Here is a 14,542-nt window from a genome sequence, read left to right as displayed (position 1 = left end):
CGTCAGAAGAACCCCATGCCAATAATCACGACATCCCCAGGATGAACAGAGTGCGTTAAATCGACATTCTCAAGCAGCTGATTGCTCCCTGACAGGCGAATGTTGATATCTTTTCGGTCAGCACGATCTGTAAATCCACCCGCCTGCGCAATAGATTTCTCGACGGTAAGCCCTGGCTCATAGGCGAAGCCATTTGGACTTTTTACCTCACCTGAAACATAGTATTTGCGGAACTCGGCAATACTCACCGTCACCATCGGAGATGTAAAATAATCTCCGGTCAGGCGTTGAGTTAATTCTTTAGTCACTTGATCAACGGTTTTATCTTGTAATTTAAGAGCACCAACAAACGGGAAATTAATTTCCCCGCTCTTATCCAAAATAAACCGCATCGTCATATCGGGTTGACCATGAACAGCGATATTGACCGTATCCCCCGCCCCAAGCCGGTAATCCTGCTGAACAGTAGCAGGATCGTCCATTAATCGCGGGCTGGACGCTGTGCATCCGACCAACAGGATACTGAATAGCAAAACCGCGCACAGTTCTATTATTTTCATTTTAGATCTGAACCTTAGCTTTAAGCATAATCATAGAATTATCATAACCCAACGTTCTAATGACTTCCTGATTGTCGTTGGGACCGATATAAAACGAGTCAGTATCCTTATTCGAATTTAATGTATCTATCTGATATTTAATCTCAAAATTAACCGACGGCGTGTAGTCATAGCTCATGGTTACGCTAAACACGCCATCTTTATCATGCCGATCCTTGTTCTGTTTTTTATAGTCTTCCGAAGTGAATGAGTAGTCCAATAAAGTAGAAAAACGAGTACCTAACCAGAAATGCTGGTAAGAAAGGCCATACTGGGTCACTAAAATATATCCCCCAACTTCCGATGGGTCTTTAATGCTTTGCGCAGAATGGGCCGTGAAAACAGACTGCTGTAACGGCTTCCACTCCGCTTTTATGTCCCAGTTTAGACCATTAAAATCATGCGAGTTTGCGTTGTTTTCAAATGTTTTATACAGCCATGAAATATTCATGTCGACATTGGTTTTCCCCGTCAACTGCGACTTCAGGCCATACAGCAAATAATACTCATTAGTGTCTTTATCTGAGTTGTTATCATAGCGACGCTGGTTAGTAATAAAGCTATAGCGAAAGCGCGTTCTGGATGAGTATTGGTCAAAAACTTCCGCTATCAGGCTATTTTCATGCCATTCCTGTTCCTGAATATAATTGTAGAAGTCCTCACTGCTGTCCCGAACATCAGAGGTGTTACCGAAAGTCAGTTTTTTGTATAACAACGCCAGTTCCGCTTTGCCGCGACCATCAGGCGCACCGTAGCTGTAGCGCAATTCACTATTGATAAAATTCGTCGTCAGCGGAGATTTAATCCCATACTGCTCAAACTGACTCGGTAGAAAACCCTCGGTGATATCACGGCCGCGGGATTCATGCCCAAGCGAATCCTCCAGATTGAGGGTTAAGCCATGCATGAGCCCATAACGCCAGGCACCGTTAAAACGGAAAAAATGATCGTTGTAGTTATCAGCAGAATCGCTTGAGTAGTTACGATAATCCCCAGAGTACATCAGCAAATACTTATCCTGACCACGCTCTCCAATCATACTCAGAACGGGCGCAGCACTCTGAAACGAGGAACCGATAGCATCGCTGCTATGTGGCTGATAAGACACGTTATCATTATAACCATAGTCCACAGCGACCTTGCCCTGGAAGTCTATCCCCGCAAAGCCAATGTGTGATTTCGGTGTTAAATCAGCCCATGCGGACTGCGATATCACGATTCCGGTAATAACGAGTAATTTAGTATGCATTCTTACCGACAAATCCTTTGAAAATAGTTTTAATAATAATTTTTATATCCAGCCATAACGACCAGTTTTGAATGTACTCAATATCGTACTGAACCCTTTTTTCCATCTTATAAAGCGCATCGATTTCCCCGCGGAACCCGTTGATCTGCGCAAGCCCAGTGATCCCTGGCTTAACTTTATGGCGAATCATGTAATTTTCGACCTGTTTGCGGTACTGCTCATTATGCGTAACCGCATGAGGTCTGGGACCGACAATCGACATACTTCCCTGCAAAACATTAATAAATTGCGGAAGTTCATCCAGCGAAGTGCGGCGCAAAAAGCTCCCGAATTTGGTTACCCGTGGATCGTTTTTAGTGGCCTGAATAACCGTATCGGAATTCTCCATGACGCGCATAGAACGAAACTTCCAGACCTTAATTTTTTGCCCGCTCAAGCCATAGCGGTCCTGTTTGAAAAAAACAGGCCCACGGGACGTGAGTTTGATACCAATGGCAATCGCCAGCATCAGGGAGGAAATCATCACCATAATGACGCTGCCAAGAACCAAATCTTCCGCCCGCTTAATAAACGAGCCAGCCCCCTCAAAAGGTGAACTAAAGATACCGATAGTTTGCAGATTGTGGATGGATCGTAACTTGGACATGTTGTTACTGTAGGTATAAAAGTCAGGGACAATATAGGTATCTACGGTGGTGTCTGACATCATGGCCAAAAAGTGACGAATGCGATGTAAAGCAACCATCGGTAAAGCAATATAGATTTCGTCTATGTTTCCCTTCTTGGCTTCCTCGACCAGATTGATAACCGGACCACGAAAGGGACTTTTAACCTTATCAACGACATCGCCACAACGAGATAAGGCGCGCTCATCATAAAAGGCCAGATCTAATGTGATATTGGCGTATTCATTCATTAGCGCGGTTTCTGCGGCCAGACCATTGTCGGTCAGACCAATAATCGCCACCCGTATACTCTTTTTCGTTGAATACTTAAAAATAAAAAAACGAATGTAGTAAAGAAAAGGTAATGGAATGAAGTACCAGTAAATAATGGCTGAATAAAAAGGGGAAGGCAGTCTGTCTAAGTAGCCCAGTGACTCAGGTTCAGCCACCGTCATACTGACCAGTTCGTTAAAAAAAATCGCCAGCAGCGTACAAAAAACCAAGCGCTTTTGATTACGTAAACCGATCGTCTTAATCTTTTGCTGGTACATTTTAATGTATTCAGCAAACAGCAAGAAAAAGATGGAGAAGAGAAGACTCAAAATGGCAATGGTGTTAAAGGGCACCAACCCCAGCAAATGGGCGCTAAAAATTAACGTCACATTGATAACAATGAAATCGACCAGTTTTAAAAAGACTGGATATCCCTGGCTGCTAATCTTTAGCGATTTTTTAAGCATATCTCAGCCCATTATTTATTGATCTTTAATTGTTTTTTTCTCATTTCATGTTGCTAATTATATCACAAGTCTAAAAAACGCAATGGCACATTGTCAGTAAATGTAAAAAATAATACTCATTACTGTGACAACCCTCTCCAGTGAAATCGTATCTATATGATTTTAATGCGGTTGATATCAATAGAAGTTTTATCTACCTCAGCAAAAAAGATAACCTTTAACAACATTATCGCTATTGACAGATAACATCTCATGGTCTATGAAAAAGTGTTTTATGTATGATAAATTGCACAAAAGTATTGTTTCAGTGACGTTGAATCACTTTAGCATTACTGTTTAATACAGTAATTAAAATAAAAACAGCTGCCTTAAGACAACATTTCAAATGATATTAATAATACAATTAATTACTTTTTATTATAATTAAACAACAAATATCATCACCATGAATACTTCATACGGTAACGCTTAAAAAGCGCACCTGAACCCTCAGCCCACCTAATGTCTCACTACGCGTTAGCTGAGGATGCGTGCGATGCAGGCGAGCAATATCATTGACCAGCGCCAGGCCGATCCCGGCGCCTGGGACATTGCCTACGTTATCAAGACGATGAAACGGTAGCAGAGCCTGATGAACCATCTGCTCATCTATGCCCGGTCCGCTATCTTCGACCACCAGCACCACGGCCTCTCCTTCTCGTTGCAGTCGGGCGGTCACCATCCCCTGTGACGGCGTGTATTTCAGTGCGTTATCCAGCAGATTCCCACACAGTTCACCGAGCAGCACTTCATCTCCCTCGACCCACACCGCGTCCTGTTCCCCTTCATAGCCCAGATCGATCCCTTTACTACGCGACTGCGCCAGTCGGGTAAAACAGCTGCTTTGCACCACCTCATACAGATTAACCGGCGAGAAATGCCTTTCCCCCTGCTCCTTGCGCTTCACCGCAGACAACTGCAACAGCCTCTCCGTCAGTTGAATGGTATTATCGAGCGTGCTACTCATGGCTTGTAAACTCTCATACCATTGCCGCGGTTCGGCGCTGGCGAGAGCCACCGATGCCTGAGTTTTCAGTACCGCCAACGGCGTTTTGAGCTGATGGGAAGCATCCGCGCTGAAGCGCTCCTGACGAGAGATCAGACCGCGAAGTCGGTCCAGATAACGGTTGAAAGCCACAATCAGCAGACGGGTTTCCGACCATGGCAGCAGTTCCGGCAGCGGCGTCAGCAGGCCTGGCTCACGACGCACCATCAGCGATGACAGCTGGCGCATCGGGCGTAGCACCCGGCGCAGCAGCCAGCCAACCAGCACCAGCGTCAGCAGCACCAGTAGCCCTTGCGAAACCCACGAGGAAAACAGCAGCTGTCGCGCCAGATAGCGCCGCGATTGCAGCGTTTCGGCAACATAAATCTCCGCCATGCCGACAATGCCGCCTTCGTTGACGGGCTGCAGCAGACGCGCCACGCGGATTGCCTCACCGCGATATTCAGTGTGATAAAACCATGCCAGCGCCGGATAAAGCCGCGTGCGCGAGGTAGCTGGCGGCATCGCCGGTAAATCGTCATAACCAGAGATAACCTTCCCCGCCGGATCAACCACTTTGTAGTACAGTCGGTCATTCATATTCAATTCAAAGCTGTCCAGCACCACCCATGGCACGTTCACTTCCAGCAGTTTATTGCGCACCACCAGCCGCTCGGAAACGGTCCTGGCGGATGAAAGGAGCGTGCGGTCATACGCCTGGGTCGCCGCCTGTAGCGCACTGACATAGCTGTTAAATGCCGACAGACCCCACAGCAACATTAGCGGCAAGCCCAGAAACATCAGCAGTTGCAGGTACAACGATTGGGGTTTAACCCACTTCATCGCTACGCTCCAGCACATAGCCCAGACCACGCAGCGTAGCAATACGCACATCGCTTCCCTGTAGCTTTTTGCGCAAACGATGGATATACAGCTCAATGCTTTCGGGACTAACCTCATCACTCAGGCTGAAGACCTGCTCAAACAACTGCTGACGTGAAACCGGCCGCAACCGACGGTACATCAGCACCGTCAACAGCGCCTGTTCACGTGGTGTGAGCGCCAACGGCTGCCCCTGCAACAGAAAATAGCCTTCATCGTGAAACGCCAGCTCCCCCAGTTGCTGTATGCCTTGCACCTGTCCCGCACTGCGACGCAGCAAGGCCCGCAGCCGGGCATCCAGTTCCTCGATTTCAAACGGCTTTGCCAGATAATCATCGGCTCCGACGTTCAACCCTTTCACCCTATCGGCCACCGCGCTACGCGCCGTCAGCAGCAGGACAGGAAGCGTCTGCCCGCGTTTGCGCAGCCGCTGAACGACTTCCAGACCATCCAGCCCCGGCATATTGATGTCCAGCACCGCCAGCGCATACGTTTCGCTATGTAAAAGATGGTCGGCTGCCAGGCCATCAAACACGCAGTCAACGGCAAAACCGTTTTGCACCAGCGCTTTCTCCAGCCAGTGAGCTAACTCACGGTTATCTTCCGCTAATAAGAGACGCATATCACATCCTGTAAAGTTTCTGCCGCATTGAAAGGGAATTGAAAGGTTAATGTTTTAACAATCACGCAACCGAACTGCTACACATCGGCTCACATAATCACAAAAATCTTCTTCCGTACCCGAAAATCCGGTTTTCCGGCGTGAGGATAAACAATGAAAAAACAGTTACTTCGTACCCTTACTGCAAGCATTTTATTGATGAGTACCTCTGTACTGGCGGAACAAGCGCCATCGCGCACTGAATGTATCGCCCCTGCTAAACCCGGCGGCGGTTTCGATCTCACCTGTAAGTTGATTCAGGTGAGCATGATGGAAACCGGCGCTATCGAAAAACCGATGCGCGTCACCTACATGCCCGGTGGCGTTGGTGCCGTGGCCTATAACGCGATCGTCGCTCAACGCCCGGCTGAAGCGGGAACCGTAGTGGCCTTCTCCGGCGGCTCACTGCTGAACCTGTCACAGGGCAAGTTTGGTCGCTACGGCGTGGATGATGTCCGCTGGCTGGCAAGTGTGGGTACCGACTACGGCATGATTGCCGTACGCCAGGACTCACCGTGGAAAACGCTGAAAGATCTGCTGACGGCCATGGAAAAAGACCCAAACAGCGTGGTCATTGGTGCAGGTGCCTCTATCGGTAGCCAGGACTGGATGAAGTCGGCACTGCTGGCGCAAAAAGCCAATGTCGATCCACACAAGATGCGCTATGTGGCCTTTGAAGGCGGTGGCGAGCCGGTTACCGCACTGATGGGCAATCACGTGCAGGTGGTTTCCGGCGATCTCAGTGAGATGGTGCCTTACCTCAGCGGCGACAAAATCCGCGTGCTCGCGGTGTTCTCTGATGAACGCCTGCCGGGACAGTTAGCCAACGTGCCAACCGCCAAAGAGCAGGGTTATGACCTCGTGTGGCCTATCATTCGTGGCTTCTACGTTGGGCCAAAAGTCAGCGACGCCGAGTATCAGTGGTGGGTTGATGCCTTTAACAAACTCCAGCAGACCGATGAGTTTAAAAAGCAGCGCGATCTGCGCGGCCTGTTTGAATTCAACATGAGTGGCAAACAGCTCGACGACTACGTGAAAAAGCAGGTCACGGATTATCGTGAGCAGGCGAAAGCCTTCGGTCTGGCGAAGTAAACGCAGAGGCAAAGATGATGAGCGATCGTATTTTCGCAGGTATCTGGCTGTTGCTCTGCATAGCCGGGCTGTTCGTGGCCTGGCAAATCAGCAGCGAATACAGCTATGAACCCGTAGGGCCGCGTCCCTTCCCGCTTGGCATTATCGGTCTGATGTTGGTCTGTGCCGTGGCGCTGCTGTTGCGCCATCCGGACACCATCAGTTGGCCCCGTCGCCACGTGCTGCAAAAGCTGCTGACGATGGTCATTGTTCTGTTGATGTACGCCTGGGGTTTTGAGTGGCTCGGTTTTCCCATCGCCACCGCCATTCTCACCGTGGTGATTGGCATGCTGTTCGGTGCAACCATCCCGGCTGCGGGTATTTCCGGCGCGGTGCTCGGCATTCTGCTGTGGTATGCCTTTGACCGACTGCTTGACGTCACCTTACCACTCGGCGCCTGGCTGGGTTAACGGAGAAACGATGGATACCTGGATTTATCTTTCTCAGGGTTTCGCGGTGGCAATGACGCCGGAAAACCTGGTCATCGCCTTGATAGGCTGTTTTGTCGGCACCATTGTGGGTTTGCTGCCCGGCCTTGGGCCGATCAACGGCGTGGCGATCCTGCTGCCGCTGGCCTTTGCTTTGCATCTGCCCGCAGAATCCGCGCTGATCCTGCTGGCTACAGTCTACATAGGCTGTGAATATGGCGGGCGCATCTCCTCCATCCTGTTGAATGTTCCCGGCGATGCGGCGGCGATTATGACCGCGCTGGATGGTTACCCTATGGCGCAGCAAGGACGCGGTGGCGTGGCGCTCTCTATCTCGGCGGTCAGCTCTTTCTTTGGTTCGCTTATCGCCATCGGCGGCATCATTCTGTTTGCCCCGGCGTTAGCCCAATGGTCGCTGGCCTTCGGTCCAGCGGAATACTTTGCCTTAATGGTTTTCGCCATTGCCTGTCTCGGCAGCATGATGGCGCAAAATCCGCTGAAATCATTTCTGGCAGCGCTTATCGGTCTCGGACTTGCGACCGTCGGCGTAGACGCCAACACCGGGGTTTATCGCTTTACTTTTGACAGTGTCCATCTCTCTGACGGTGTGCAGTTTATCGTGGTGGTGATTGGGCTGTTCTCTGTCTCTGAAATATTGTTAATGCTGGAACATACCAGCAGTGGCCAGACGCTGGTGCGTAAAACGGGCCGCATGTTGTTCAACGCCAAAGAAGGCGCACAGTGCGTAGGGGCCACCCTGCGTTCATCAGTGATTGGCTTTTTCGTCGGCGTTCTGCCTGGCGCTGGCGCCACCATTGCCAGTGCCATCACCTACATGACCGAGAAAAAGCTCAGCGGCAACAGCGACAGCTTTGGCAAGGGGGATATTCGCGGCGTTGCGGCGCCAGAAGCCGCCAATAACGCTTCGGCCTGCGGCTCTTTTATTCCGATGCTGACGCTCGGCGTGCCGGGCTCCGGTACCACGGCGGTGATGATGGGCGCGCTAACGCTGTACAACATCACCCCGGGTCCAGCCATGTTTACCGAGCAGCCGGATATCGTTTGGGGGCTGATTGCAGCGCTGCTGATTGCTAACGTAATGCTGCTGGTGATGAACATTCCACTGATCGGTCTGTTTACCCGCATGCTGACCATCCCGCTGTGGTTTTTGGTACCGGCTATCGCGGCAGTTTCCGCAGTTGGCGTGTACGCCGTTCACAGCACCACCTTCGATTTGGTATTGATGGTCGCCCTCGGCGTGCTGGGCTACATTTTGCGTAAAATGCACTTCCCGATGTCGCCATTGATTCTGGGCTTCGTTCTCGGGGAAATGCTGGAGCAGAACCTGCGCCGGGCGCTATCTATCAGTAACGGCAGTATGGATATTCTGTGGGCCAGCGGCGTGGCAAAAGTGTTATTGGTGATGGCGGTACTGGTTATCGTGGTCCCGCCGGTGCTGCGCATGATCCGTAAACGCAACAGCAAACCGCAGGTGGATATCGGTTAATAATGCGCCTTATCCGGCCTACGATTAATCACCATCGTAGGCCGGATAAGCGCAGCGCCATCCGGCATTTTCATCTTAATTCCTGGACAGCACTAAGAACGTGCTCAACAAACCGTGTCAGCTTAGGCAACGGACGCAAATCCTGTCGCCACAGCAAATGAATTGGCCGCGGCTGCGGCGTAAACCCTTCCAGGATCCGAATCAATTTCCCCGTAGCCAGTTCTTGCGCCAGCAGCACCTCAGGTTGCAATAACAGCCCAGCCCCCGCTACCGCCGCCATACGCAGGCCATGACCATCGTTACAACGCAGGATCGCATCGCGCTTCCATCTGACCTCCCCCGTCACGCCAGGCAGTATCCACTCGTTGCGAGCCGTCCACACGGTATGGGACAGGCACAGATGATCCACCAGATCCGCGGGCGTCCGGGGGGTGCCATGGCGGGCAAGATAATCTGGCGAAGCACAAATTGCCATACGGTAGGGACACAGGTATTTCGCCACCACGTCTGTCTGATGGATATCGCCAATGCGGATCGCCAGATCGACACCTTCATTCACCAGATCAACCATCCGGTTGGTGAGATCCAGTTCAATGCGCACCTCTGGCCAGGTCTGTAAAAACGCAGCGGCCAGCGGCGAGATCACGCAAGCGCCAAAAGAAGTGGGCGCGCTAATGCGCAGCGTCCCCGCCGGTGCCAGCCGCAGACGCTCTACCGAACGTTCGGCTATCGATACCTGCTCCAGCACACGACGGGCTTCTTCAAAATAGACGCGTCCGGCATCGGTCAGACTCTGGCGGCGCGTATTGCGCTCCAGCAAACGCGTGCCGAGCTGCGCTTCCAGTTGGGTGATATATTTTCCCACCATCACCGCAGACATCTCGAGCCTCGTCGCCGCAGAAGTAAAGCTCCCACTCTCCACCACGGCGACAAACGTTTCCATGCCGCGCAGTTTATCCATATTACAAACCCCTGGTTAGTAATCATCTAACTTTTAGCCAGTTTATCTGATTTCATTTTCATTAAAGAATAGCGGCTCACACTATTGCGGAGGTGGTTATGAAAATCGTCATTATTGGTGCCAGTGGTACAGTGGGTCGCGCAGTTACAGAAGCATTGAGCCGTAAACATGAGGTGGTCCGCGTGGGTCGCACTCAGGGGGATTACCAGGTCGATATCACCTCGCAGGAGAGTGTCGAGGCCTTGTTTGAAAAAGTCGGTCGGGTAGATGCGATCGTTTCCGCCACCGGTAATCTGTTCTTTGGGCCGCTGTCGACAATGACCGACCAGGACTTTAATCAGGGGCTTCAGGACAAGCTATTAGGCCAGATACGCCTGGCATTAACCGGGCAGCATTTCCTGAATGATGGCGGCTCGATAACGTTAATTAGCGGCATTATCGCCCACGAACCCGTCGCACAGGGGACAAACGCCGCAACGATCAATGCCGGGCTGGAAGGATTTGTTCGCGCCGCGGCCTGTGAGCTAGGCCATGGTCAACGCATTAACCTGATAAGTCCAACCGTGCTGAGTGAATCCGCCGAAGCGTACGACAGTTTCTTCCCGGGCTTTGAAAGCGTGCCCGCCACCACCGTCGCCAACGCCTATCGCCGCAGTGTGGAAGGTATCCAAACCGGGCGTATTTATAAAGTCGGTTACTGACTTTGCCGCTGCCGTTGACTCATCACCAACGGCAGCATGATTAACCCACTGTTTTAAAATAATTTATCTTTCCCCTCGCATTAACCCACACCCTTCACAATGTTAAATAATTGTTGTTTTTGATCACAAATAATAAACAAACAAGCTCATTCTGTGCGCGTTTTTCAAAAATGTAGATATTTTTAATTTATGGCTACGAAACGAGCTGCGCCATATCTCCCTGACAATCTACCGAGAGGAACGATTTGATGAACGCACTGACTGCCGTAAAACCGAACGCTGAAGATCCTGCCCAGCACTACAGCGGTTTCACGCTGAAACCATCAGCCCAATCCCCACGCCTGCTGGAGCTGACTTTTTCTGCTGAGACCACTGAGCAATTTTTGCAGGCCGTCGCACAGTGGCCGGTTCAGGCGCTGGAATACAAATCCTTCTTGCGCTTCAAAGTGGGCAAAATCCTCGACGACCTGTGCGGCAATCAGTTACAGCCCCTGCTGCTGAAAACCCTGCTCGATCGTGCCGAAGGCGCACTGCTAATCAATGCCGTTGGCGTAGACGACGTGGCGCAGGCGGAAGAAATGGTCAAGCTGGCAACGGCGGTAGCGCACCTCATCGGACGCTCTAATTTTGATGCGATGAGCGGTCAATATTACGCTCGTTTTGTGGTGAAAAACGTCGATAACTCAGACAGCTATCTGCGCCAGCCTCACCGAGTGATGGAATTGCACAACGACGGAACCTACCTCGAAGAAATCACCGATTACGTGCTGATGATGAAGATCGACGAGCAGAACATGACCGGCGGTAACTCGCTGCTACTGCACCTCGACGACTGGGAGCATCTGGAGCAGTACTTTACCCATCCTCTGGCGCGTCGCGCCATGCGCTTTGCCGCACCGCCAAGCAAAAACGTCAGTCAGGAAGTGTTCCATCCGGTATTTGACGTTGACCAGCAGGGCCGCCCGGTAATGCGCTACATCGACCAGTTCGTCCAGCCAAAAGACTATGAAGAAGGCGTCTGGCTGAGTGACCTGTCCGATGCGCTGGAAACCAGCAAGAGCATTATTTCCGTTCCGGTTTCAGTAGGTAAATTCCTGCTGATCAACAACCTGTTCTGGCTGCACGGGCGCGATCGTTTCACTTCGCATCCGGACTTGCGCCGCGAACTGATGCGCCAGCGTGGTTATTTTGCGTACGCGACAAACTACTACCAGACCCATCAGTAAGCGCGAAGGAAAAGCGGATGTATGATTTTGTGATTATTGGCGGCGGCATTATCGGCATGTCGACCGCCATGCAATTGATTGATGTCTATCCGGACGCCAAAATCGCGCTACTGGAAAAAGAGCCCGGCCCGGCCTGCCACCAGACGGGCCATAACAGCGGCGTCATTCACGCCGGGGTCTATTACACCCCCGGCAGCCTGAAGGCTCAGTTTTGCCTGGCCGGAAATCGCGCCACAAAAGCCTTTTGCGACCAAAACGGCATCCGCTACGACGTCTGCGGAAAAATGCTGGTTGCCACCTCCGCTCTGGAAATGGAGCGCATGCGCGCGCTTTGGGATCGCACCGCCGCTAACGGTCTGGAGCGCGAATGGCTGAATGCGCAGGAACTTCGCGAGCGTGAACCCAATATCACCGGACTGGGCGGCATTTTTGTCCCGTCGAGCGGGATTGTCAGCTACCGCGAAGTCACCGCCGCGATGGCGAAGATTTTCCAGGCCAAAGGCGGGGAGATTATTTACAACGCCGAGGTCAGCGCGCTGAAAGAGCATGCTGCGGGCGTGATTGTCCGTACCCGTCAGGGCCAGGAATATGAAGGCGCGACGCTGATTAGCTGTTCTGGCCTGATGGCGGACCGACTGGTAAAAATGCTCGGCGTTGAACCTGGCTTTATCATCTGTCCGTTCCGGGGCGAATATTTCCGCCTGGCGCCAGAACATAATCAGATAGTTAACCATTTGATCTACCCCATCCCCGACCCGGCGATGCCGTTTCTCGGCGTTCATCTGACCCGGATGATTGACGGCAGCGTCACCGTCGGCCCCAACGCGGTACTGGCATTTAAACGTGAAGGCTACCGTAAACGTGACTTCTCGCTCAGCGATACGCTGGAGATCCTCGGCTCTTCCGGTATTCGCCGCGTGCTGCAAAACAACCTGCGCTCAGGGCTTGGTGAAATGAAGAATTCGCTGTGCAAAAGCGGTTATCTGCGGCTGGTACAAAAGTACTGCCCGAGCCTGACGCTCAAGGATCTGCAACCGTGGCCTGCGGGCGTACGGGCACAGGCGGTATCACCTGATGGCAAGCTTATCGACGATTTTCTGTTTGTCACCACGCCACGCTCAATTCACACCTGTAACGCCCCTTCTCCGGCGGCAACGTCGGCGATCCCTATCGGCGCACATATTGTCAGCAAAGTTCATGCGCTGCTGGAGAACCAGAGTAATCCCGGACGCACGCTGCGTGCGGCACGTAGCGTGGAGACATTACACGCCGCATTTACCCGTTAAACCGATTAAGACAGGAAGCAATCATGCAACTTAACGATCCAACCTTATTTCGCCAGCAGGCACTGATCGACGGCAACTGGCGTGACGCCAACAGCGGCGAGACCATCGCGGTAACCAATCCCGCCAACGGTCAGCAATTGGGTAGCGTACCGAAAATGGGGGCGGAAGAAACTCGCGAAGCGATTAACGCCGCTAACCGCGCTCTGCCGGCCTGGCGTGCGCTGACCGCCAAAGAGCGAGCCAATATCCTGCGCCGCTGGTTCAACCTGATGATTGAGCATCAGGACGATCTCGCCCACCTGATGACCCTGGAACAGGGTAAACCGCTGGCGGAGGCCAAAGGCGAAATCACCTATGCCGCCTCATTTATTGAGTGGTTTGCCGAAGAGGGCAAACGCATCTATGGCGATACGATCCCTGGTCATCAGGCCGATAAGCGTCTGATCGTCATCAAGCAGCCGATCGGCGTTACCGCCGCGATTACGCCGTGGAACTTCCCCTCAGCGATGATCACCCGTAAAGCCGGTCCGGCGCTGGCAGCTGGCTGTACGATGGTGCTTAAACCCGCCAGCCAGACCCCTTACTCCGCACTGGCGCTGGCAGAACTGGCTAATCGCGCCGGGATCCCGGTAGGCGTTTTCAGCGTAGTGACCGGTTCTGCAAGCGAGGTTGGTAACGAGCTGACCGGCAACCCGCTGGTGCGCAAGCTGTCATTTACCGGCTCGACCGAAATCGGCCGTCAGTTAATGCAGCAGTGCGCCAAAGACATCAAAAAAGTATCGCTGGAGCTGGGCGGCAATGCGCCGTTTATCGTCTTTGACGATGCCGATCTTGATAAAGCCGTGGAGGGCGCGCTGGCATCGAAGTTCCGTAACGCTGGTCAAACCTGCGTCTGCGCCAACCGCCTGTACGTGCAGGACGCCGTGTATGAGCGTTTTGCCGAAAAACTCCAGCAGGCGGTGAGCAAGCTGCATCTCGGCGATGGTCTGCAACCTGACGTCACCACCGGACCGCTGATCGACGAGAAAGCGGTTGCCAAAGTGCAGGAACACATCGCCGATGCTCTGGATAAAGGCGCACGCATTATCGCGGGCGGTAAACCTCACGCGCTCGGCGGTAACTTCTTCCAGCCCACCATCCTGGTGGATGTGCCAGATAACGCGAAGGTCGCCAAAGAAGAAACGTTCGGCCCGCTGGCTCCGCTGTTTCGTTTTAAAGACGAAGCTGACGTCATCGCTCAGGCCAACGACACCGAGTTTGGTCTGGCCGCCTATTTCTACGCCCGTGATTTAAGCCGCGTCTTCCGCGTTGGCGAAGCGCTGGAGTACGGCATCGTCGGGATTAACACCGGCATTATCTCCAACGAAGTCGCCCCGTTTGGGGGGATAAAAGCCTCCGGTCTTGGCCGTGAAGGATCGAAATACGGCATCGAAGACTACTTAGAAATCAAATATATGTGCATCGGCCTTTAATAAAACAAAT

At 52.3% G+C, this 14,542-nt stretch carries 13 protein-coding genes; 7 read left to right on the top strand and 6 right to left on the bottom strand.

Going from position 1 to position 14,542, the window contains the following annotated elements; genetic code table 11:
* Positions 1–2: 2 nt before the first annotated feature.
* The 5 genes from OGY72_RS13115 to tctD all read right to left on the bottom strand — a co-directional run bounded on the left by OGY72_RS13115 (position 3) and on the right by tctD (position 5,781).
* Positions 3–560 (bottom strand): polysaccharide biosynthesis/export family protein, encoded by a 558-nt coding sequence (locus tag OGY72_RS13115; protein ID WP_003826038.1) that lies wholly within the window; start codon positions 558–560, stop codon positions 3–5.
* Position 561: 1 nt separating this feature from the next.
* Positions 562–1,848, bottom strand: a complete 1,287-nt coding sequence (locus OGY72_RS13110; protein ID WP_125112809.1) for an outer membrane beta-barrel protein — start codon at positions 1,846–1,848, stop codon at positions 562–564.
* Positions 1,838–3,253 carry an undecaprenyl-phosphate glucose phosphotransferase gene (locus OGY72_RS13105; RefSeq protein WP_003826035.1) on the bottom strand — a complete coding sequence of 472 codons (1,416 nt, stop codon included), beginning with the start codon at positions 3,251–3,253 and terminating at the stop codon, positions 1,838–1,840. The genes OGY72_RS13110 and OGY72_RS13105 overlap by 11 nt, the downstream gene beginning before the upstream one ends.
* A gap of 454 nt (positions 3,254–3,707) precedes the next feature.
* Positions 3,708–5,120, bottom strand: a complete 1,413-nt coding sequence (locus tag OGY72_RS13100; RefSeq protein ID WP_148361580.1) for a sensor histidine kinase — start codon at positions 5,118–5,120, stop codon at positions 3,708–3,710.
* Complete coding sequence (gene tctD, locus OGY72_RS13095; protein WP_003826032.1) at positions 5,107–5,781, bottom strand: transcriptional regulator TctD; 675 nt, start codon at positions 5,779–5,781, stop codon at positions 5,107–5,109. The genes OGY72_RS13100 and tctD overlap by 14 nt, the downstream gene beginning before the upstream one ends.
* A 153-nt stretch (positions 5,782–5,934) precedes the next feature.
* Between tctD and OGY72_RS13090 the strand changes: the two genes are divergently transcribed.
* Genes OGY72_RS13090 through OGY72_RS13080 form a run of 3 tightly spaced genes read left to right on the top strand, consistent with a single transcriptional unit; the run spans position 5,935 to position 8,886 of the window.
* The gene (locus OGY72_RS13090) at positions 5,935–6,912 is read left to right on the top strand and encodes a Bug family tripartite tricarboxylate transporter substrate binding protein (protein WP_003826029.1); all 978 of its coding nucleotides are present in this window, start codon (positions 5,935–5,937) and stop codon (positions 6,910–6,912) included.
* A 14-nt stretch (positions 6,913–6,926) separates the two neighbouring features.
* Positions 6,927–7,361 carry a tripartite tricarboxylate transporter TctB family protein gene (locus OGY72_RS13085; protein ID WP_100247225.1) on the top strand — a complete coding sequence of 145 codons (435 nt, stop codon included), beginning with the start codon at positions 6,927–6,929 and terminating at the stop codon, positions 7,359–7,361.
* Positions 7,362–7,371: 10 nt separating this feature from the next.
* Positions 7,372–8,886 carry a tripartite tricarboxylate transporter permease gene (locus OGY72_RS13080; RefSeq protein WP_003826025.1) on the top strand — a complete coding sequence of 505 codons (1,515 nt, stop codon included), beginning with the start codon at positions 7,372–7,374 and terminating at the stop codon, positions 8,884–8,886.
* A gap of 70 nt (positions 8,887–8,956) precedes the next feature.
* Here the strand turns inward: OGY72_RS13080 and OGY72_RS13075 are convergent, their stop codons facing one another.
* The gene (locus tag OGY72_RS13075) at positions 8,957–9,847 is read right to left on the bottom strand and encodes a LysR substrate-binding domain-containing protein (protein WP_148361579.1); all 891 of its coding nucleotides are present in this window, start codon (positions 9,845–9,847) and stop codon (positions 8,957–8,959) included.
* 98 nt (positions 9,848–9,945) lie between these two features.
* Between OGY72_RS13075 and OGY72_RS13070 the strand changes: the two genes are divergently transcribed.
* The 4 genes from OGY72_RS13070 (at position 9,946) to gabD (ending at position 14,532) form a co-directional block, all read left to right on the top strand.
* Positions 9,946–10,548 carry a short chain dehydrogenase gene (locus OGY72_RS13070; protein WP_353622066.1) on the top strand — a complete coding sequence of 201 codons (603 nt, stop codon included), beginning with the start codon at positions 9,946–9,948 and terminating at the stop codon, positions 10,546–10,548.
* Between the two features lie 248 nt (positions 10,549–10,796).
* Positions 10,797–11,774 carry a glutarate dioxygenase GlaH gene (gene glaH, locus OGY72_RS13065; RefSeq protein ID WP_286547840.1) on the top strand — a complete coding sequence of 326 codons (978 nt, stop codon included), beginning with the start codon at positions 10,797–10,799 and terminating at the stop codon, positions 11,772–11,774.
* Between the two features lie 17 nt (positions 11,775–11,791).
* A complete protein-coding gene (lhgD, locus tag OGY72_RS13060) occupies positions 11,792–13,060 on the top strand; it encodes an L-2-hydroxyglutarate dehydrogenase (protein WP_003826017.1) in 1,269 nt (422 codons plus the stop codon).
* 23 nt (positions 13,061–13,083) lie between these two features.
* Positions 13,084–14,532, top strand: coding sequence for an NADP-dependent succinate-semialdehyde dehydrogenase (gabD, locus tag OGY72_RS13055; RefSeq protein WP_286547839.1), 1,449 nt, complete (start codon positions 13,084–13,086; stop codon positions 14,530–14,532).
* Positions 14,533–14,542 lie beyond the last annotated feature (10 nt).

Origin of the sequence: Citrobacter sp. Cpo221 (assembly GCF_030332345.1) — a bacterium.
Classification (GTDB): domain Bacteria; phylum Pseudomonadota; class Gammaproteobacteria; order Enterobacterales; family Enterobacteriaceae; genus Citrobacter; species Citrobacter portucalensis.
Note: the sequence above shows the minus strand (reverse complement) of the source record. Positions and strands in the feature narration are given on the sequence as shown.